At 68.7% G+C, this 19,693-nt stretch carries 15 protein-coding genes; 6 read left to right on the forward strand and 9 right to left on the reverse strand.

Features of this window, described 5'->3' with window-relative positions:
- Positions 1-323: 323 nt before the first annotated feature.
- From FPJ27_RS10555 to FPJ27_RS10570, 4 genes are all read left to right on the forward strand, one after another.
- Entirely contained in the window at positions 324-1,010 is a 687-nt protein-coding gene (locus FPJ27_RS10555; RefSeq protein WP_204422844.1) for a type 1 glutamine amidotransferase domain-containing protein, read from the forward strand.
- 141 nt (positions 1,011-1,151) lie between these two features.
- Positions 1,152-2,261, forward strand: a complete 1,110-nt coding sequence (locus FPJ27_RS10560) for an NADH:flavin oxidoreductase/NADH oxidase (RefSeq protein WP_072436917.1) — start codon at positions 1,152-1,154, stop codon at positions 2,259-2,261.
- 136 nt (positions 2,262-2,397) lie between these two features.
- The gene (locus FPJ27_RS10565; RefSeq protein WP_072436705.1) at positions 2,398-3,468 is read left to right on the forward strand and encodes an AI-2E family transporter; all 1,071 of its coding nucleotides are present in this window, start codon (positions 2,398-2,400) and stop codon (positions 3,466-3,468) included.
- Between the two features lie 223 nt (positions 3,469-3,691).
- A complete protein-coding gene (locus tag FPJ27_RS10570) occupies positions 3,692-4,066 on the forward strand; it encodes a hypothetical protein (protein ID WP_051983619.1) in 375 nt (124 codons plus the stop codon).
- Between the two features lie 28 nt (positions 4,067-4,094).
- Here the strand turns inward: FPJ27_RS10570 and FPJ27_RS10575 are convergent, their stop codons facing one another.
- Positions 4,095-4,889 carry an SDR family NAD(P)-dependent oxidoreductase gene (locus FPJ27_RS10575; protein WP_204422845.1) on the reverse strand — a complete coding sequence of 265 codons (795 nt, stop codon included), beginning with the start codon at positions 4,887-4,889 and terminating at the stop codon, positions 4,095-4,097.
- A 171-nt stretch (positions 4,890-5,060) separates the two neighbouring features.
- Between FPJ27_RS10575 and FPJ27_RS10580 the strand changes: the two genes are divergently transcribed.
- Positions 5,061-5,906 (forward strand): AraC family transcriptional regulator, encoded by an 846-nt coding sequence (locus tag FPJ27_RS10580; protein ID WP_204422846.1) that lies wholly within the window; start codon positions 5,061-5,063, stop codon positions 5,904-5,906.
- 74 nt (positions 5,907-5,980) lie between these two features.
- Here FPJ27_RS10580 and FPJ27_RS10585 read toward each other — a convergent pair whose 3' ends face one another.
- The 7 genes from FPJ27_RS10585 to FPJ27_RS10615 all read right to left on the reverse strand — a co-directional run bounded on the left by FPJ27_RS10585 (position 5,981) and on the right by FPJ27_RS10615 (position 15,822).
- Positions 5,981-6,568 carry a LysE family translocator gene (locus tag FPJ27_RS10585; protein ID WP_204422847.1) on the reverse strand — a complete coding sequence of 196 codons (588 nt, stop codon included), beginning with the start codon at positions 6,566-6,568 and terminating at the stop codon, positions 5,981-5,983.
- A gap of 96 nt (positions 6,569-6,664) precedes the next feature.
- Positions 6,665-8,122, reverse strand: coding sequence for a heavy metal sensor histidine kinase (locus FPJ27_RS10590; RefSeq protein ID WP_204422848.1), 1,458 nt, complete (start codon positions 8,120-8,122; stop codon positions 6,665-6,667).
- Positions 8,119-8,814 (reverse strand): heavy metal response regulator transcription factor, encoded by a 696-nt coding sequence (locus tag FPJ27_RS10595; protein WP_034179625.1) that lies wholly within the window; start codon positions 8,812-8,814, stop codon positions 8,119-8,121. The genes FPJ27_RS10590 and FPJ27_RS10595 overlap by 4 nt, the downstream gene beginning before the upstream one ends.
- A 22-nt stretch (positions 8,815-8,836) precedes the next feature.
- Entirely contained in the window at positions 8,837-10,327 is a 1,491-nt protein-coding gene (locus FPJ27_RS10600; RefSeq protein ID WP_204423155.1) for an efflux transporter outer membrane subunit, read from the reverse strand.
- Positions 10,328-10,332: 5 nt separating this feature from the next.
- Positions 10,333-11,562 (reverse strand): efflux RND transporter periplasmic adaptor subunit, encoded by a 1,230-nt coding sequence (locus tag FPJ27_RS10605; protein ID WP_204422849.1) that lies wholly within the window; start codon positions 11,560-11,562, stop codon positions 10,333-10,335.
- Between the two features lie 26 nt (positions 11,563-11,588).
- Complete coding sequence (locus tag FPJ27_RS10610) at positions 11,589-14,837, reverse strand: efflux RND transporter permease subunit (RefSeq protein WP_204422850.1); 3,249 nt, start codon at positions 14,835-14,837, stop codon at positions 11,589-11,591.
- Between the two features lie 229 nt (positions 14,838-15,066).
- Positions 15,067-15,822, reverse strand: coding sequence for a Crp/Fnr family transcriptional regulator (locus tag FPJ27_RS10615; RefSeq protein WP_072436719.1), 756 nt, complete (start codon positions 15,820-15,822; stop codon positions 15,067-15,069).
- Positions 15,823-15,990: 168 nt separating this feature from the next.
- Between FPJ27_RS10615 and FPJ27_RS10620 the strand changes: the two genes are divergently transcribed.
- A complete protein-coding gene (locus FPJ27_RS10620) occupies positions 15,991-17,643 on the forward strand; it encodes an acyl-CoA synthetase (protein ID WP_204422851.1) in 1,653 nt (550 codons plus the stop codon).
- A gap of 42 nt (positions 17,644-17,685) precedes the next feature.
- Here the strand turns inward: FPJ27_RS10620 and FPJ27_RS10625 are convergent, their stop codons facing one another.
- Positions 17,686-19,668 (reverse strand): methyl-accepting chemotaxis protein, encoded by a 1,983-nt coding sequence (locus FPJ27_RS10625; RefSeq protein WP_204422852.1) that lies wholly within the window; start codon positions 19,666-19,668, stop codon positions 17,686-17,688.
- Between the last annotated feature and the right edge of the window lie 25 nt (positions 19,669-19,693).

Genomic DNA, 19,693 nt, shown 5'->3' on the forward strand with positions numbered 1-19,693 from the left:
TGACGACGGCAGGGGCGAATGGCCATTTACTAGACGACTGGTCTAATCCGTGGATATCATGCGTCCTCGTGAATGCGACGACGTTCGCTGGCGCGTGCAACGAAGACGCGAAATTGCCATTTCGCGCTGCGATGCCGATCGTGCAGCGTACGCCGTCGTTTTATTTGGGATTTTTCTAGACGACTGGTCTAATAGGCGCGCACGGTATTCGGATACGCGAGTCGCACGTTGACGCGCCATAGCGGACTAACCGACAGGCGTGTCGCGCCGACCGCCCCGGTTGCGCGGCAGCGTTCCCGTCCATTTTCGAAGGAGTTTCGATCATGAAGATTCTGGTTGTCCTGACCTCGCACGACACGCTCGGCGACACCGGCAAGAAGACCGGCTTCTGGCTCGAGGAACTGGCCGCGCCGTACTACGCGTTCAAGGATGCGGGCGTCGAGCTGACGCTGGTTTCGCCGAAGGGCGGCCAGCCGCCGCTCGACCCGAAAAGCAGCGATCCGTCCGCACAGACCGACGCAACGCGCCGCTTCGACGCCGATCCGGCGGCCAAGGCCGAACTCGCGTCGACGCGCAAGCTTGCCGACGTGTCGGCCGACGACTACGACGCGGTGTTCTACCCGGGCGGCCACGGCCCGCTGTGGGATCTCGCCGAGGATCTGCATTCGATCGGCCTGATCGAGCGCACGCTCGCGGCCGGCAAGCCGGTCGCGGCCGTCTGCCACGCGCCGGGCGTGCTGCGTCACGTGAAGAACCCGGCAACCGGCGAATCGGTCGTGCGCGGCAAGCGCGTGACGGGGTTCACCAACAGCGAGGAAGCGGCCGTCGAGCTGACGGAAGTCGTGCCGTTCCTCGTCGAGGACATGCTGAAGACCAACGGCGCGGAATTCGAGCGCAGCGCCGACTGGGCGCCGCATGTCGTCACCGACGGGCTGCTGATCACGGGGCAGAACCCCGCGTCGTCGGCGCCCGCGGCCGAGGCGCTGCTCGCGAAGCTCGGCCGCCGGTAAGCATCCGGCGCCGGCCCGGCCGGCGCCGTTCCGTATCCGTCGCCGGGCGCAGCCGCCCCGACGACGGCCCGAATCGTTCCGCCGTGCGCATCGCCCGGCGAGTTCCCAGTCGTTTTGCAGAACCAAGCAAAGGAGTCGTGGATGTCTGCCCTGTTCGAACCGTTCAAACTCAAGGATGTCACGCTGCGCAACCGCATCGCGGTGCCGCCGATGTGCCAGTACGTCGCCGAAGACGGCGTCGTCAACGACTGGCATCACGTGCATCTGGCCGGCATCGCGCGCGGCGGCGCGGGCCTCGTGATCGCGGAGGCGACGGCCGTGTCGCCGGAAGGGCGCATCACGCCGGGCTGCGCGGGGCTGTGGAACGATGCGCAGGCCGAAGCGTTCGCGCCGTCGGTCGCGGCGATCAAGGCAGCGGGCTCGGTGCCCGGCATCCAGATCGCGCACGCGGGCCGCAAGGCGAGCGCGAACCGTCCGTGGGAAGGCGACGACCATATCGCCGACGGCGATCCGCGCGGCTGGCAGACCATCGCGCCGTCGGCCGTGCCGTTCGGCGCGCATCTGCCGAAGGTGCCGCGCGAAATGACGCACGACGACATCGCCCGCGTGCAGGCCGACTTCGTCGCAGCGGCGAAGCGCGCGCGCGACCTGGGCTTCGAATGGCTCGAACTGCACTTCGCGCACGGTTATCTCGGCCAGAGCTTCTTCTCGGTGCATTCGAACCACCGCACCGACGAATACGGCGGTTCGGCCGAGAACCGCGGCCGTTTCGTCGTCGAGACGCTCGCGGCCGTCCGCAAGGTATGGCCCGAGCATCTGCCGCTGACCGCGCGCCTTGGCGTGATCGAATACGACGGCCGCGACGAAGAGACGCTCGCCGAGTCGATCGCGCTCACGCAGCGGATGAAGCGGGAAGGGCTCGACATGCTGAGCGTGTCGGTCGGCTTCTCGACACCCGATGCGCAGATTCCGTGGGGCCCGGCGTTCCTCGCGCCGATCGCCGAGCGCGTGCGCCGCGAGGCCGGGTTGCCGGTGTCGTCCGCGTGGGGGATCGACACGCCGCAACTGGCGAACCGCGTGGTTGCGGAAGAACAGCTCGATCTCGTGATGGTCGGCCGCGCGCATCTGGCCGATCCGCACTGGCCGTACTACGCGGCGAAGCAGCTTGGCGTCGAGCGCCCGTCGTGGACGCTGCCCGCGCCGTACGCGCACTGGCTGGAGCGTTACCGGATCGCCGACAAGGTGGCCTGAGCGGACGCGGCAACATGGCGCCGCGGCGGCCCGCGTGTGACGCGCGCCGCCGATCCGGTGCCGATGGATAGAATGGCGGTTCGTGCAGGCCGGTTGCCTGCGCGAACCGCCATTTTTCCATTTCGACAGAGGTGCCATGGACGCACATGTGCCGTCGTCTCACGAGGCCGCCGCGCAGCCGCGCGCGCAGCAGATCGCTCGCGTCGCGCTGTATGCGGCGCTGCTGGTGCTCGCGCTGTGGGTGATCCGCGACTTCATTCCCGCCATCGCGTGGGCCTGCGTGATCGCCATCGCGATGTGGCCGCTGCTGAAACGCTTCGAATCGCACCGGCTGTTCCGCAACCGGCCTACGGTCAACGCGCTCGTCATCACGGCGGCGATCTCGCTGCTCGTCGTGCTGCCGATCGCCATCGCGGCAACCCAGGCGATCGGGCAGGCGCACGACCTGCGCGAGTGGCTGCGTACGATCCAGGACAACGGCATTCCGTTGCCCGACGTCGTCGGCCGGCTGCCTTACGGTTCGGCGCAGATCACCGAGTGGTGGCAGGCCAATCTCGGTCATCCGCTGCATGCGGCCAGCGCGATGCACGGCGTCAACAGCGAGAAATTCCTCGCGTTCGGCCGGCAGTTCGGCACGAAGCTCGCGCATGCGCTGCTCGAATTCGGCTTCATGCTCGTCACGCTGTTCGTGATCCTGCGCGCGGGCCACAAGCTGTCGGGCGCATTGCTGCAGGGCGGGCAGCGCGCGTTCGGGCGCAACGGCGCGGAACTGATCGAGCGCATGGTCAAGGCCGTGTACGGCACGGTGACGGGGCTCGTGGTCGTCGGGCTCGGCGAGGGTGCGCTGCTCGGCGTCGCCTATGCGCTCGCGGGCGTGCCGCATGCGGCGCTGCTCGGACTCGTCACGGCGATTGCCGCGATGCTGCCGTTCTGCGCGCCGATCGTGTTCTGCGGCGCGGCGCTCTGGCTGTTCGTGCAGGGCGCGACCGTATGGGCCGTCGTGGTTGCGGTGCTCGGTTTCGTCGTCGTGTTCGTCGCCGAGCATTTCGTGCGGCCGGTGCTGATCGGCAGTTCGGCGCGGCTGCCGTTCCTGCTCGTGCTGTTCGGCATCCTCGGCGGCGCCGAGACGTTCGGCCTGATCGGCCTGTTCGTCGGCCCCGCGCTGATGACGGTGCTGACGATGCTGTGGGCCGAATGGATCGCGTGACGATGCCCGCCGTCGCGCCGATCCGATGGATCGGCGCGAAGGGATGGGGGCGCGTGCAAACATGCGCCGGCCGCAACGATCGGCAACGATCCGGCTTGCGCACGGGGCATGCCGGGCAGGGGTTTGCATACGGATCTCTACATTTCTTTTCGATCCGGACCCAAAGGTCTAGTAGCATGGGGCTTTCGATCACGCCGGCATGGCGCGGCAGAATTCCCCAAGCATGCGATTGATTTCGATGTCCCGTCCCGCGGCGACGCTATCCTTGGCGGCCGGCTGCCTGATGTTGCACGGCTGCGCGTGGTTCGACCCGTGGCTGCCGTTCTCGTATTCGCGTACGCCGCTCGCGCGGGCCGCGTCGCGGCATGGCGCGACGCGCGCCGATGTCGTACGCGCCGGCGGCAACCCGCGCAGCGTATGGATGGTCCGCAACGGCAGCGGCGTCTGCTACAACTACTTCATCGAGCACGGCAACGATCACCGGCCTTACTTCGTCGTATTCGACAAGGCCGGTGTCGTCACGCAGTACGGCTTCGATACCTGCATGGATGCCGATCGAAAGGGCACGCTCCAGCCGGACAAGGCCGCTTCGCGCTAGCGCGAAGCGGTGCGCCGCGCGTGAGCGGTCATGCGAGCGTGTCGACCACGCCGCCGTCGACGCGCAACGCCGCACCCGTGGTCGCCGAAGCCTGCGGCGAGCATACGTACACGACCATGTTCGCGACTTCCTCGGGCGTCGCGGGTCGCTGGATGATCGAGCTCGAGCGATGATCGCGCACGAAGTCCACGGCCACGTCTTCGACGCTGCGGCCCGTTTTGTCGGCCGTTTCCTTCAGCAGCGCGCGTACGCCTTCCGACAGCGTCGGCCCCGGCAGCACCGAGTTGACGGTCACATGGGTGCCGGCGGCGAGCTTCGCGAGGCCGCGCGAGATCGACAGTTGCGCGGTTTTCGTGAACCCGTAGTGAATCATGTCGACCGGGATGTTCAGGCCCGATTCCGACGAAATGAACACGATGCGCCCGGCATTGCGTTCGATCATCCCCTTCAAGTAATGCCGCGCGAGCCGCACGCCGGACATCACGTTCATCTGGAAGTAATGTTCCCATTCGGCGTCGTCGATGTCGAAGAACGCCTTCAGGCCGTAGATGCCCGCGTTGTTGACGAGGATGTCCGCATCGGGCGTGTGCTGCGTGACGCGCGCGACGCCGGCCGCGTCGGACAGGTCGGCGGCGACGCCCTCGAAGCTCGCGCCGGGCACGGCGGTGCGCAGTTGCGCGAGCGCGGACAGTACCGATGCGTCGCTGCGGCCGTTGACGACGACGCGCGCACCGGCGCGCGCGAGCCCTTCGGCGATCGCGAGCCCGATGCCGGCGGTGGAGGCGGTGACGACCGCGGTCTTGCCTTTCAGATCGATGTGCATGAGCGTGACGGGAGAGGAGTGAACGGGAACCGCCGCGCGTGTCGCGGCGGCCGGATTTCAAAGCTTAGGCGAAACGGCGCGATTCGGCTTCGAAGCTGCAAAGCGCGGGTTGCATCGGCCCGCGCAGTCTTGTACGGTGAGCGTTCGCTGCCCGAACCAGGAGTCCGCCGCGTGAGCCGTATCTCCAACCGATCCGCCGTACCGTCGCCGTTCTGGCGCGATGCCGCGCTGCCGTTCATCGAGGCGCGCACCGTCGACGACGGGCGCGCGATCTGCTACGCGAAGCACACGCACGACACGTTTTCGGTGGGCGCGATCGTCGGCGGTACGAGCACCTACGTGAACGGCGCGACGAACGCGCATGTCGGGCGCGGCGTGCTCGTGATCATCGATCCGGAGCAGGTGCACGCGTGCAATCCGTACGGCCCCGACGCATGGGCGTACCGGATGGTCTACGTCGACGTTCCATGGCTCGCGCGGCTGCAGCATTCGCTGGGTCGCGATCCGAACGGCGATTTTCACGGGTTTTCGCCGAAGTTGACGGAGCGGCGCGACCTGTTCGCGCAATTTGGCGTCTTCTACCGCGCGCTCGTGTCGCCCGGCATCGATCCTCTAGGCAAGGAGAGCGCGGCGGTCGAATTCTTCACGCAACTGCACGGCGCGCTCGATCGCGAGCTGCCCGATCCGCGGCCGGGCGACGACAACGCAAAGCTCGCGCGCGCGGCCGACTACATCGCCGCGCATTGCCGCGAGGGCGTGACGCTCGATGCGATCTGCGCGGCCGCCGACCTGTCGCCGTCGTACCTGATCCGTGCGTTCAACGCGCGCTACGGGATGACGCCGCATGCGTTCCTGATCGATCGCCGCGTGCAGTACGGCCGCACCGAGCTGCGCCGCGGCCGGCCGATCGCCGACGTCGCGCTCGACGCAGGATTCGCGGACCAGGCGCACTTCCAGCGTGCGTTCCGGCGGATCGCGGCCGCGACGCCCGGGCAGTACCGTAGCGCCATGAGCTGAGCGCCAGGGCGGCGGAGTGTGGAGTGCGCTTGCGCCGTCGCTGCGCCAAGGCGCCCGATCTGCGGGCCGGCCGGCTAGACGTCGAGCAGGAACAGCGCGCTGCCCGCGAGCAGCAGCGCCATCAGCCGGTTGAACATGCGCATGCGCCGCGCGTTCGCGAGCCGGTGCCGCAGCGACGCGCCCGCATAGCCCCAGCACGCGATCGACGCGAAACAGATCACCAGATACAGCGCGGCGAATTGCCAGACCTGCGCGCGGTCGCCATCGGCCGCATACGCGCCCATCGCGGCCACGCACGCGAGCCACGCCTTCGGATTCAGCCACTGCATCGCCGCGCCGGCCGCCGCCGACGGGCCGGCTACGTTCGGATCGGCCGACAGTCGGCCGTCGTCGAGCGCGAGACGCAGCGCCATGTACAGCAGGAACGCGATCCCCGACCACTGCGTGGCGGTCGTCAGCACGGGCCAGCGCACGAGCGCCGCGTGCAGGCCGAGGCCGATCAGCAGGAACAGCGCGACGAAGCCGAGCGTCGCGCCGGCCGCATAGCGCAGGCTCGCGCCGAGGCCGTGGCGGGCGCCCGCACTGAGCGCGACGATGTTGACGGGACCGGGCGTGATCGACGACGCCAGCGCGAACGCGGCCATCGAAACCAGCATGCTCATTGGGTGTCTCCATGCGAAATGTCGAAAGTCGCATCGAGACTATGGGAGCCGCACCGGTACGTATTGAAGAAAACAACCCTCGGCGGTGGGCCGCCGTCAGTGCAATGCGCGCGGCGCGTGCGCCGGCCGCGTGTCGTGTGGATCGGCCGAACCGAGGGCATCGGCCGCGCGTAGCGGACCGCCCGCGCGGGGTTCCGTCGACACCGAGAAGCCGAACGTATTGATGCCGCCCGAGCACGCGACGAACACGCCGCCGCCGTGCATCTCGGCCACGGCCTTGACGATCGACAGCCCGAGCCCGTGGTTCTCCTTGCTGTTCGCGCGCGCTTCCTCGAGCCGGTAGAAGCGCTCGAACACGTGCGAGCGCTGTACCGGATCGATCGGCTCGCCGGGGTTCGACACGGCCATCTCGACGAGCGTGTCGCGGCGCGCGATCGTCACGTGCAGCGTCGCGCCGGGCGCCGAATGCTGGATCGCGTTGATCAGCAGGTTCGTCATCGCGCGGCGGAACAGCGACGGATCGACGGCAGCGCGCGCATCGCCGTGCAGTTCGGCGCGCAATTGCGCCTCGTCGAGCGGGATCTCGAGGAAATCGAGCATGCGCCGCACCTCGTCGGCGAGCGACACGTCCTTCAGGTCGGTCGCGCGTTCGCCGCGATCGCTGCGCGACAGAAACAGCATGTCGTTGATGATCACGCGCAGCCGCTCGAATTCCTCGAGGTTCGACTGCAGCGTTTGGCGCATCCGGTCGACCGAGCGATCGCGGCTCGTCAGCGCGACCTGGGTCTGGCCGATCAGGATGCTGACCGGCGTGCGCAGCTCGTGCGCGACGTCCGCGTTGAAGGCCTCGAGCCGCGCGTAGGTTTGCTGGATGCGTTCGAGCGCGCCGTTGAACGAGGTGGCGAGGTCGCGCAGCTCGGCCGGCAGCGCGTCGGTGTGCAGCCGCTGGCGGCGGTTCGTGGCGCTGACCGTCGCCGCATCCTGCGACAGCCGGTCGAGCGGCGCGAGCCCGAAGCGCGCGACCGCGCGGCTCAGCAGCAGCGTGATGACGGTGGCGGTGGCGATCAGCGCCGCGAGCGTCAAGCCGAAGCGGCGCAGCATCCGCTGCGTGCGCTCGCACGAACTGGCGACGATCAGCTTCAGCGTCGGACGCTCGCCGTTGCCGGCGACCGTGACGGTCTTCGTCATCACGTCGTAGCTGCTGTCGTTGAGCGCGTAGCGCTGGAACGCGCCGAACGGCGGATCGACGGGCACGCCGTTCACCGGCGTACCGAAGCGAAATGCCGGGTTCGTGCTGTCGACCTGGTAGCGCGTCGAGCCGTCGGGCGGTTCCAGGTCGGCCAGCTTTTCCTGCATGAGCCGCCCGCGTGTGGCCGTCGTCGCATGCGACACGATCATCTCGGCGACCTTGGTGCGCGTGTCGAGCGTCGCGCGCAGCTCGGCGAACAGCTGGCGCTCCATCATCACGAACAGCCCGCAGCCGACCAGCGTGAACACGAGCAGCGACACGATGCCGAACATCGCAGACAGCCGCAGGACGATCGAGCGTTTCATGCCTGCCTCTCGGTGTCGCCGTCCTCGCGCGCCTCGAGCACGTAGCCCATCCCGCGGATCGTGTGCAGCAGCTTGTCCGCGAACGGGCCGTCGAGTTTCGCGCGCAGGCGCTTGATCGCCGTCTCGACGACGTTCGCGTTGCTGTCGAAGTTTACGTCCCACACGAGTTCGGCGATCGTCGTCTTCGACAACACCTCGCCGCTGCGCCGCGCGAGCACGCCGAGCAGCTGGAATTCCTGCGCGGTCAGGTCGAGCCGCGTGCCGTCGCGGGTCGCGCGGCGGCCGATCAGGTCCACGCGCAGGTCGCCGATCGAGATCAGCGTCGATTCCTGCACGCGCGCGCGGCGCGTCAGCGCGCGCAGCCGTTCGATCAGCTCGAGGAACGAGAAGGGCTTGGTCAGGTAGTCGTCGGCGCCGCCGCGCAGCCCGCGCACGCGGTCGTCGACGCGGTCGCGCGCGGTCAGCATGATGACGGGCGTCTGCTTCTGCGCGCGCAATGCACGCAGCACGCCGAAGCCGTCGAGCTTCGGCAGCATCACGTCGAGCACGACCACGTCGTAGTCGAATTCGACGGCCTTCCATGCGCCATCCTCGCCGTCGAGCGCGGTGTCGACGACCCAGCCTTCCTCGGTCAGGCCGCTCTTCAGATATTCGACGACTTTCGGTTCGTCTTCGACGATCAGGACTTTCATGTTGTTGTTCCGCGTAACCGGGTTAAGGGCCGACGCCCGCGGTGCGCTGCGGGCCGGACGGCGCGGGGCCGCTCGTCGCATCGCCGTCCCAGCCGCCGCCGAGCGCCTTCGCGAGAAAGACGACGAGCGCCGCGCGCTGGCCCTGGATCTGCACGGCCTGGCGCTCGCTCGTCAGCAGTTGCTGCTGCGCCGTCAGCACGTCGATGAACGGCGTCAGGCCGCCCGCGTAGCGGTCCTGCGCGAGCGACACGAGCTTGCGCGCGTCGTCGACGGCCGCCGCTGCCTGCTGGGCGGCGTCGGCCAGCACCGACAGGCCCGTCACCGCATTTTGCACCTCCTGGAACGCGGTGAGCACGGTCTGCCGGTAGCCGGCCTGCGCGGCGGCATAACCGGCCTGCGCGAAATCGACGCCGGCCTTCAGCTTGCCGCCTTCGAACAGCGGCTGGCTGATCGACGCGCCGACCGACCACAGCAGCGCCGGCACGGTGAACAGGCTCGCGAAGCGCGTCGCATCCCAGCCGATGTCCGGCGACAGCGCGATGCGCGGGAAATACGCGGCGCGCGCAACGCCGATCTGCGCGTTCGCGGCCGCCATCGCGCGCTCGGCCGACGCGACATCGGGGCGCCGCTGCAGCAGGTCGCTCGGCATGCCGGTCGGCAGCGCGGGCGCGTTGATCGGCACCACGCGCGGCGGCAGCGAGAATTCGGGGGCCGGCGTGCCGACCAGCGTCGCGATCGCGGTTTCGACCTGCGCGCGCTGCTGGATCAGCAACTGTGCCTGCGTGCGCGTCGCGTCGAGCTGCGAGCGCTGCTGCAGCAGGTCGAGGCCCGACACGGCACCGAGTTCGTGGCGCGCACTCACGTAGTCGAGCGCCTTTTGCTGCAGGTCGATCGAGCGCTTGACGACGTCGATCTCGCTGTCGAACTCGCGCAGCGCGAAATAGCTCGACGCGAGATCGGCGGTCAGCACGAGGCGCGCGTTCGCGAAATCGTCGTGCGCCTGCTCGGTGCTCGCCTGCGCGGATTCGACGCTGCGCCGCACGCGCCCGAACAAGTCGAGCTCGTAGCTGACGCTCGCGCCGACCTGAATCTCGTTCTGCACGGTCGACATGCTGCGCGTCGCGTAGTTGGTCTGCGGCCGGTCGGCGGAGATCTTGAAGCGCTGGCCGCTCGCGTTCAGGCCGACCACCGGATACTGCGCGGACGCGACCGATGCGAGCGTCGCCTTCGCCTGGTCGTAGCGCGCGGCGACGGCCTTCAGGTTCTGGTTGTTGCGCAGCGCGTCGGCTTCGAGCGCGTCGAGCTGCGGATCGCCGAACGCGGTCCACCACGCGGGATCGAGCGGCGCCCGGGCCGGTGCGGCCGGATGCCAGTACGCGTCGGCCGGGTCGAGCCGCCACGCGGCCGGCGTATCGACGGCCGGGCGCCGGTAGTCGGGGCCGACCGTGCAGCCGGCGACGGCGGCTGCCGCCATGACGGCGGCGAGCGCCGCGGGCCGCACGCGGGTGCGCATCGCGATCACGACTTCGCTCCCGCGACGGCCGATGCGGGTTTGGCCGCCGGCGCCGACACGACGACCGGATCGCCGTTCGCGAGCGCGTCGCTCGGGTTCGCGACCAGGCGGTCGTTCGGCGTGATCGGCCCGTCGACTTCGAGCGTCTGCCCGATCGTGCGCACGACTGTCACCGGTTTCAGGCGGACCTGGCCGTTCGCGTCGACGGTCGCGACCGTCGGGCCTTCGGCGCGGAACAGCAGCGTATTGGCCGGAATCTGCAGGCGGCCGACCGGCGTCATCGGCAGCGTCGCCTGCACGTATGCGCCGGGCAGCAGCCGTGCATCCGGGTTCGGCAGCGTTATCTCGATCTGCAGCGAACGCGTCGCGACATCGATCGACCCGGACGTGCGCGTGATCGTGCCGTCGAAGGTCCGGCCCGGCAGCTCGGCCTGCGCGACGCTCACGTGCTGGCCGACCTTCACCTGCTGCGCGTACGCCTGCGGCACCTGAACGTAGAGGCGCAACCGGTCGGCCTGCACGACCGTGAACAGCGAGCGGCCCGCGTTGCCGGAGCTGACGAGATCGCCGACGTCGACGTTGCGCTGCGTGACGATCCCGTCGATCGGCGCGACGATCCGCTGGAAACCCTTCAGTTCGGTGAGCCGGCGCATGTTCGCATCGGCCGCGGCGAGGTTCGCGGTGCCCTGGTTGAATGCGCCCTGGCGGTCGTCGAGTTCCTGCTGCGACACCGCATCGCGCTGGCGCAACTGCTGCGCGCGGTCGAACGACGTCTTCGCGAGCGCGAGTGCTGCCTGCGCCTGCTGGCGCTGCGCGGTGGCCTGCGCGAGCTCCTGGTTCAGTTCGGGCGTGTCGAGTTCGGCGAGCACTTGCCCCTGCTTCACGTGCGCGCCGATATCGGCCTGCCAGCGCAGCACATAGCCGCTCGCGCGCGCGTAGATCGGCGCCTCGACGAAGCCGCGCAGCGTGCCCGGCAGCGTCAGCTTGCCGCCGGTGGCCGCGTCGGCCGGGCGCACGACGTTCACGTACTGGCGCGTGTTCTGCTCGGCGATCGCGTCGAGCCGGTTGCGGTTCAGCACGTTGACGACGATCGTGCGCGCGGCGCCGGCGGCCAGCAGCACGCCGATCACGATCAGCACGATTCGCCCGCGCCGCGACACCGACGTGCGCGTCGGCAGGTGCATGCCGTGTTCGTCCACCTGGATGCCGACGGAGCTGTGATGTTTCTCTTCCATGAGTTGACCGGGTCTATAGGCGAAAGTCAGTGTCCGGCCTGGCGCGCGCGCCGGCGGGCCAGCCGCGAATGCACGCCGCCGAACACGAGCGGCACGAACAGCAAGGTCGAAACGGTTGCGAACAGCAGCCCGCCGATCACCGCGCGGCCGAGCGGCGCGTTCTGCTCGGCGCCTTCGCCGAGACCGAGCGCCATCGGCACCATGCCGATGATCATCGCGAGCGCGGTCATCAGCACCGGCCGGATCCGCGTCGCGCCGGCCTCCAGCGCGGCCGTGAGCGGCGGCGCACCGGCCTCGAGACGCTGGCGCGCGAACGACACCACGAGAATGCTGTTCGCGGTCGCGACGCCCACCGTCATGATCGCGCCCGTCAGCGCGGGCACGCTCAGGTGCGTGCCGGTGACGAACAGCATCCACGCGATGCCGGCGAGCGCGGCGGGCATCGCGCTGATGATGATCAGCGGGTCGAGCAACGACTGGAAATTGACGACGATCAGCAGGTAGACGAGCACGATCGCCATCGCGACACCCGCGCCGAGGCCGATATACGACGTGCGCATCGTCTCGATCTGGCCGCGCATCGTCAGGTCGGTGCCGCGCGGCAGGCTCGCGCGCATGTCGGACACGATGCGGTCGATCTCGCCCGCGACCGAGCCGAGATCGCGGCCCTCGACGCTCACGTACAGGTCGATCGCCGGACGGATGTTGTAGTGCGTGATCACGGCCGGGTTCGCGGCGGTGCGCACCTGCACGAGGTTGCCGAGCAGTTGCAGCGGCATGCCCGTGCGGCCGCTGGCCGAGATCGGCGTGCCGAGCAGGTCGTCGACCGACGAGACGTCGTATTGCGGGGTCTGGATCTGCAGCGGGTACTGGACGCCCGTTTTCGGGTTGATCCAGAACGACGGCGTCGTCTGCGAACTGCCGGACAGCGAGATCAGCATGTTCTGCGCGACGTTCTGCGCGGAGAGGTTGAGCTGCTGCATGCGCGTACGATCCATGTCGGCCAGCAGGGTCGGCTCGTCGTTGCGTTGCAGCACGTGCACGTCGACGGCGCCGGGGATTTGCCTGACCTTTTTCATCAGGTTGCTCGCGATAGTCATGTTACTCGCGAGATCGTTGCCGAGCACCTGCACGTCGATTGCGGCCGGCTGACCGAAGTTGAGGATCTGCGTGATGATGTCCGACGGCTGGAAGAAGAATTCGACGCCGGGGAAGCGCTCGGGCAGCAGCTTGCGCAGCGTCTGCACGTAATCCCGGGTCGCGTGGTGGCCGGGCTTCAGCGCGATCAGCAGCTCGCCGTCGAGCGTGCCGATGGTGCCGGCATTGCTGTACGACAGGTTGATGCCGCTGACGGGCAGGCCGAGGTTGTCGACGATCGCGCCGAGTTCGTCGGGCGGCACGACTTCGCGGATCACGCGCTCGACCCGGTCGGCGAGGCGCGCGGTTTCCTCGATCCGGTAGCCGGTCGGCGCGCGCATATGCAGGCGGATGTTGCCGGAATCGGCGTTCGGGAAGAAGTCACGGCCGAGCGCGAACACGAGGCCCGTCGACAGCACGCAGAAGCCGAGGAAGCACATCGCGTAGAAGCGGCGGCGCACGAGCAGCATGCTCAGCAGCACGACGTACCACGCGCGCAGCCGCTCGAACGCGTTGTTGAATGCATGATGAAGGCGCGCGAAACGCGACGTCGCGTGGTCGGGGCCGGTGCTCGCCTGCTGCGGGCGGAACAGCAGCATCGCGAGCGTCGGCACGAGCGTGCGCGACAGCACGTACGACGCGAGCATCGCGAACACGACCGCTTCCGCGAGCGGCACGAACAGGTAGCGCGCGACGCCCGTCAGGAAGAACATCGGCACGAACACGATGCAGATGCACAGCGTCGACACGAACGCGGGTACCGCGATCTCGCCGGCGCCTTCGAGGATCGCCTCGTGCAGGTTCGTGCCGAACGACGACCCCCGCGCTCCCTCCGGTCGCTGCTCCCCGACGGGGTCGCTCGGCATGCTTGGGGCGGCCCGGCGCGTGCCGAGATGCAGGTGCCGCTCGATGTTCTCGATCGTGACGGTCGCATCGTCCACCAGGATCCCGACCGCGAGCGCGAGCCCGCCGAGCGTCATGATGTTGATGGTCTCGCCGAGCGCCGACAGCGCGATCAGCGACGTGAAGATCGACAGCGGAATCGAGATCGCGATGATCAGCGTGCTGCGCCAGTTGCCGAGGAACAGCAGGATCATCATCGCGGTCAGCACGGCCGCGATCAGCGCCTCGTGGACCACGCCCTGCACGGCCGCGTTGACGAACACCGACTGGTCGAACAGCGGCGTGATCGTGAGCCCTTCGGGGAGCGTCGGGATCACCTTCGGCAGCAGCGCCTTCAGGTCCGACACGACCTTGAGCGTCGACGCGTCGCCGCTTTTCAGGATCGACACGAGCACGCCGCGCTGGCCGTTCTGGCGCACGACGTTGGTTTGCGGCGCGAAGCCGTCACGCACGGCCGCGACCTCGCGCAGGTAGGTCGTCGCGCCGTTGACGGTCTGGATCGGCAGGTTGTTGATGTCGGCGACCGTATCGGCCGACGCGTTCGTGTCGATCCGGTATTCGGTCTGGCCCATCTTCGCGGTGCCGGTCGGCAGCACGAGATTCTGCGCGTTGACCGCGTTGACGATGTCGGCCGGCGTGAGGCCCTTCGCGAGCAGCGCCTGCGGATCGAGATCGATCGCGACCACGCGCGTGCGGCCGCCGTACGGGAACGGCACCTGGGCACCGGGAATCGTGATCAGTTGCGGGCGCAGGAAGTTCAGCGCGATGTCGGCGAGCGACTGTTCGCTGAGCGTCGTGCTCGACAGCCCGAGCTGGATCACCGGGATGCTCGACGCGGAATAGGTGATCACGAGCGGCGGCGTCGCGCCCTGCGGCATCTGCCGCACGATCGCCTGCGCGGACGAGACCGTCTGCGCGATCGCCGTCTGCACGTTCGCGCCCGGCTGCAGGAACACCTTCACGACCGCGATGCCGGGCAGCGACGTCGACTCGACATGCTGGATGTTGTTGACGGTCGTCGTCAGGATCCGTTCATGCACGGCCGTGATGCGGTTCGTCATCTCCGTCGCGGAGAAGCCGCTGTAATTCCAGATCACGCTGATCACGGGGATGTTGATCGCGGGCAGCACGTCGACCGGCGTGCGCATCAGCGCAAGCGGCGTGGCCAGCACGATCATGATGGCCATCACGATGAACGTGTAGGGGCGCCTGAGCGCGAGATTGACGATCCACATGGAGGCAGCGGGACAGGCGGTGATCAGGCGTCGGTGAGGGGAACCCGAATGATAGGCGTCGGCGTGGAACGGGTTACTGTCGCGAAACTGGCGGGATTGTCAGGTTGGGCGCGCGGTCGCCGCCGGCCGATTCCGCAGATGAAATGCGCGCGCATGCCGCGACCGGCGAACCGCCGCGGCACCGGATGCGCGCGTCGTGCCGGCGACGGTTTCGCTCATCGCGCCGCGCTCAGATCTGCTCCATCCCGAAGCGCGCGAGCGCGCCCAGATCGACGACCTCGATCTGGTTGTACGCGAGCCGCAGCGCGCCGAGCTTCTCGAGCTGCTGCAGCGCCTGATTGATCCGCTGCCGCGACACGCCGACGAGCATCCCCAGTTCTTCCTGCGAGATCGACAGCGACGGGCCGGTGTCCGGGTACAGGTCCGGGTTGAAGAGTTGCGCGAGCGCCTGCGCGACGCGCGCATCGACGTCGAGCAGCCGGCTGTTCTGGATCGACGCGATGAATTCGCCCATCCGGTTGTTCAACTGGTGGATCACGAAGCGCGTGAACGGCAGGCTCGTGTCGAGCAGCGCATGGAACGTGTCGACCGGCACGAACAGCACGGTCGAGCGCTGGATCGCGACGACCTCGTACTTGCGCAGTTCGCGCTTGATCACGCTGCCTTCGCCGAACCAGCCGCCCGACGGCACACCCGAAAACGTGCAGCCGCGCCCCGACGCGTTGAAGATCGCAAGCTTCAGCAGCCCGCGATGCACGCCGATCCAGTATTCGGACGGCGCGAGCCGGTGCGCGATCACGTCGCCGGCCTCGCACTGTTCGACATGCGACTGCGCGAGCACCAGCGCCTGGTGTTCGGGCGCGAGCGTGCGGAACCACGCGCACTGGCCGAACAACGTCGACAGCGCCGGCAGCGGGCCCGGTTCGGGAAGCGCGTCGGCCGGGTGGGCGGCCGCGTCGGGCGGCGCAACGTGATGATCGTGCATGGGTGCGGGTTTGCGAGGTTAGGGATAACGCGCGGTGCTCGAAAGGCACTCTGTCGTTTCGATGACAGACGGCTCACAATAACGCCCGTTAGGCTGTCGGCAATTGAACCACATCAAAGCGATCCGGGGTGCATGCACGCCGGTCGACAGAACACGGGAGACAGGACCATGACGCAGATGTTCGAGGCCGGGCTCGGCCGCCGCGATGCCAATTACGTACCGCTCACCCCGATCGACTTCCTGGTCCGGACGGCGGAAGTCTATGGCGAGCGCCTCGCGATCGTGCACGGCGACGTGCGGCGCACGTGGGGCGAGACCTACACGCGCGCGAAGCAGTTGGCGAGCGCGCTCGCGCAGGCCGGCGTCGGGCGCGGCGACACCGTCGCGGCGCTGCTGCCGAACATCCCGGCGATGGTCGAGGCGCACTTCGGCGTGCCGATGGCCGGCGCGGTGCTGAACACGATCAACACGCGGCTCGACGTGCCGTCGGTGATCTTCATGCTGCGTCACGGCGAGGCGAAGGTGCTGATCGTCGACACCGAATACGCGGAGCTCGCGCATCGCGCGGCGTTCGAGGTGCCGGGCCTGAAGATCGTCAGCGTCGCCGATGCGATGCCGGCCGATCCCGAGCGCTTCGCGGGCGCGATCGACTATGAAGCATTTGTCGCGAGCGGCGACGCCGGCTACGCATGGACGCCGCCCGCCGACGAATGGGACGCGATCGCGCTGAACTACACGTCCGGCACGACCGGCGACCCGAAGGGCGTGGTTTACCACCATCGCGGCGCGTATCTGGCGGCGATCAGCAACATCCTCGAATGGGACATGCCGAAGCACGCGGTGTATCTGTGGACGCTGCCGATGTTCCACTGCAACGGCTGGTGCTTCCCGTGGGCCGTCGCGGCGCGTGCGGGCGTGAACGTCTGCCTGCGCAAGTTCGACGCGAAGACCGTGTTCGACCTGATTCGCCGCGAACGCATCACGCACTATTGCGGCGCGCCGATCGTGCAGAGCGCGATCGCGAACGCGCCGGCCGAATTCCGCGAAGGGATCGACCATACGGTGCACGCGATGGTCGCGGGCGCGGCACCCGCGCCGGCGGTGATCGCGAAGATGAAGGAGATCGGCTTCGACCTGCTGCACGTGTACGGGCTGACCGAGGTCTACGGCCCCGCGACCGTGTGCGCGAAGCAGGCGCACTGGGAAGCGCTGCCGGATGAAGAGCGCGCGCGGCTCAATGCGCGCCAGGGCGTGCGCTACCACCTCGAAGCGGGCGCGACGGTGCTCGATCCCGACACGATGGCGCCGGTGCCGGCCGACGGCGAGACGCTCGGCGAGATCATGTTCCGCGGCAACATCTGCATGAAGGGCTACCTGAAGAACCCGCACGCGACCGACGAGGCGTTCCACGGCGGCTGGTTCCATACCGGCGATCTCGGCGTGCTGACGCCGGACGGCTATATCCGCATCAAGGATCGCCGCAAGGACATCATCATCTCGGGCGGCGAGAACATCTCGAGCATCGAGGTCGAGGACGCGCTGTACCGGCATCCGGCCGTCGCCGTTGCGGCCGTCGTCGCGATGCCCGATCCGAAATGGGGCGAGGTGCCGTGCGCGTTCGTCGAGCTGCGCGAAGGCGCACGCGCGACCGAGGAGGAGATCGTCGCGCACTGCCGGCAACTGCTCGCGGGCTTCAAGGTGCCTAAGGCCGTGCGCTTCGGCGAGCTGCCGAAAACGTCGACCGGCAAGATCCAGAAGTTCCAGCTGCGCAATGCGGTCGGCTCGGACAAGGCGATCGACCTGGCGGGCGACAAGAAGTAGGCGGCGAGCGGCCGCCGGCCGCCGGCCGCCGCCGGTCGACGCTCATGCGTCGCGTTCGAGCCGGAACACGCTGACGGCTTCCGACAGTTGCGCGGCCTGGTCGCGCAGTGCGACGGCCGCGCGTTCGGCGTCCGAGATCAGCGTCGCGTTCTGCTGCGTGGTCTCCCCGATCTGCGTGACGGCCTGGTTCACCTGCTCGATACCGGTCGATTGCTCTCGCGACGCGGCGCTGATCTCGCCGATCAGCGTGCTGACCTGATCGACGCGCGCGACGATGTCGCGCATCGTGCCGCGCGCCGCGTCCGCGATTCGGTACCCCTGTTCGACGGTCGTCGACGATTCGGCGCTCAGCGCGTCGATTTCCTTGACCGCGGCCGCGCTGCGCTGGGCGAGCGCGCGCACTTCGGCCGCGACCACCGCGAAGCCCTTGCCGTGCTCGCCCGCGCGCGCGGCCTCGACGGCTGCGTTCAGCGCCAGGATGTTGGTCTGGAACGCGATGCCTTCGATCGCGCCCGTGATTTCGGCGATCCGGCGCGTTGCGCGGCCGATTTCGTCCATCGTCGCGACCACGCGCTGCACGGCCTCGTCGCCGTCGGTCGCGGCCGCCGATGCGTTCGCGACCAGCGCGTTCGCTTGCGCCGCGTGCTCGGCGTTCTGCTGCACGGCGGCCGTGATCTGCTCCATGCTGGCCGCCGTCTGTTCGACGCTGCTCGCCTGTGTCGCGATCCGCGCGGCGATGTCGCCGCTGCCGGCCGCGATGCCGACCATGCCGCGCGCGATGTCGGCCGAGCCGCTGCGCACCTGCGCGACGATCCGCGCCAGGCCGTCGCCGATCCCGTCGACCGCCTGCACGAGCCGGCCGATCTCGTCGTTGCGCGTGGCGCCGCGTGCCGTCTCGCCGTTGCGGATCCGCACGCTGAGGTCGCCCGCCGCGTAGCGTTCGGACGCGCGTGCCGCCGCATCGAGCGGCCGGCTCACGACGCGCCTCACGACGACGACGAACAGCGCCGCGAACGCCGCGACGAGCACGGCTGCGATCATCAGGAAGCGATCGCGGAGGGTGCGCATGCCGGCCAGCAGTTCGTCGTCGATCGCGATGCCGCCGACCAGCCACTGCCATTGCGGAACCGTCGTGAACGACACGAATTTCGCGGTTGGCCGGCTGTCGTGCGCGGCCGGGTCGGCCGACGTATACGCGAGCCGGCCGTGGCCGGCCGCGAGCATCTGCGTGTACGGCGCGCGCGTGTCGTCGGCGCGTTGGCCGGCTGCATCGGGATGGACGACGAAGGTGCCGCGCGATGCGCCCTGAGAGGCGTCGAGCACGAAGTAGTAGCCGTTCTCGCCGACCTTCAACGCACGGATGCCATCCTGGACGACTTGCAACTCGGCGCCGACGTCGAGCCCGACGAACAGTGCGCCGATCACGCGGCCGGTTGCGTCGGTGACCGGCTTGTACTGCGTGATGTACTGCCGGCCGAACAGTTTGGCGAGGCCCGTGTAGCTGCGTCCGGCGGCGAGCGGCGCGTACGCGGGGCTCGCGCGATCGAGGCGTGTGCCGACCGCGCGTGCCCCGTCCTGTTTCTTCAGCGACGTCGTGATGCGCACGAAATCGTCGCCGTCGCGCGCGAAGATCGTCGCGATCGCGCCGCTTTTCTTCAGGAACTGGTCGGGAATCGAGTAATCGAGGTCGAGCGGCTGGCCGCCCGCGGACAGCGTGGGCGCGGCGACGCCGCCGATGTCGACGGTGCGCGCCGGGTCGAGCGAGAAATCGGCCGGCAGGAAACTCGCGAACAGCGACATCGCGCGACTGGCTTCGGCCGACAGCGCCTTGTCGAACATCTCGACCATCGCACGGATCGACTGCTCCTTGTCGGCGATTCGCGCGTGCGCCTCGTCCGCGAGTTGCTGGCTGGCGAAATGGGCGAGCGCCCACGCGAAAACGGTGAACAGCAGTGCGACGAGCGTGCACGCCAGCGCGGCCAGGCGCGCGCCGACGCTCACCCGGCCCAATTGGGTCAATCTCATACGGCATCCTGAGTGGGGTGGGAGA

The organism is Burkholderia sp. MS455 (assembly GCF_016899445.1).
GTDB lineage: Bacteria > Pseudomonadota > Gammaproteobacteria > Burkholderiales > Burkholderiaceae > Burkholderia > Burkholderia pyrrocinia_C.

Coding starts and splice junctions, on each gene's coding strand:
- FPJ27_RS10555 (WP_204422844.1), top strand. CDS start 324: ATGAAGATTCTGGTTGTCCTGACCTCGCACGACACGCTCGGCGACACC.
- FPJ27_RS10560 (WP_072436917.1), top strand. CDS start 1,152: ATGTCTGCCCTGTTCGAACCGTTCAAACTCAAGGATGTCACGCTGCGC.
- FPJ27_RS10565 (WP_072436705.1), top strand. CDS start 2,398: ATGGACGCACATGTGCCGTCGTCTCACGAGGCCGCCGCGCAGCCGCGC.
- FPJ27_RS10570 (WP_051983619.1), top strand. CDS start 3,692: ATGCGATTGATTTCGATGTCCCGTCCCGCGGCGACGCTATCCTTGGCG.
- FPJ27_RS10575 (WP_204422845.1), bottom strand. CDS start 4,889: ATGCACATCGATCTGAAAGGCAAGACCGCGGTCGTCACCGCCTCCACC.
- FPJ27_RS10585 (WP_204422847.1), bottom strand. CDS start 6,568: ATGAGCATGCTGGTTTCGATGGCCGCGTTCGCGCTGGCGTCGTCGATC.
- FPJ27_RS10590 (WP_204422848.1), bottom strand. CDS start 8,122: ATGAAACGCTCGATCGTCCTGCGGCTGTCTGCGATGTTCGGCATCGTG.
- FPJ27_RS10595 (WP_034179625.1), bottom strand. CDS start 8,814: ATGAAAGTCCTGATCGTCGAAGACGAACCGAAAGTCGTCGAATATCTG.
- FPJ27_RS10600 (WP_204423155.1), bottom strand. CDS start 10,327: ATGCGCACCCGCGTGCGGCCCGCGGCGCTCGCCGCCGTCATGGCGGCA.
- FPJ27_RS10605 (WP_204422849.1), bottom strand. CDS start 11,562: ATGGAAGAGAAACATCACAGCTCCGTCGGCATCCAGGTGGACGAACAC.
- FPJ27_RS10610 (WP_204422850.1), bottom strand. CDS start 14,837: ATGTGGATCGTCAATCTCGCGCTCAGGCGCCCCTACACGTTCATCGTG.
- FPJ27_RS10615 (WP_072436719.1), bottom strand. CDS start 15,822: ATGCACGATCATCACGTTGCGCCGCCCGACGCGGCCGCCCACCCGGCC.
- FPJ27_RS10620 (WP_204422851.1), top strand. CDS start 15,991: ATGACGCAGATGTTCGAGGCCGGGCTCGGCCGCCGCGATGCCAATTAC.
- FPJ27_RS10625 (WP_204422852.1), bottom strand. CDS start 19,668: ATGAGATTGACCCAATTGGGCCGGGTGAGCGTCGGCGCGCGCCTGGCC.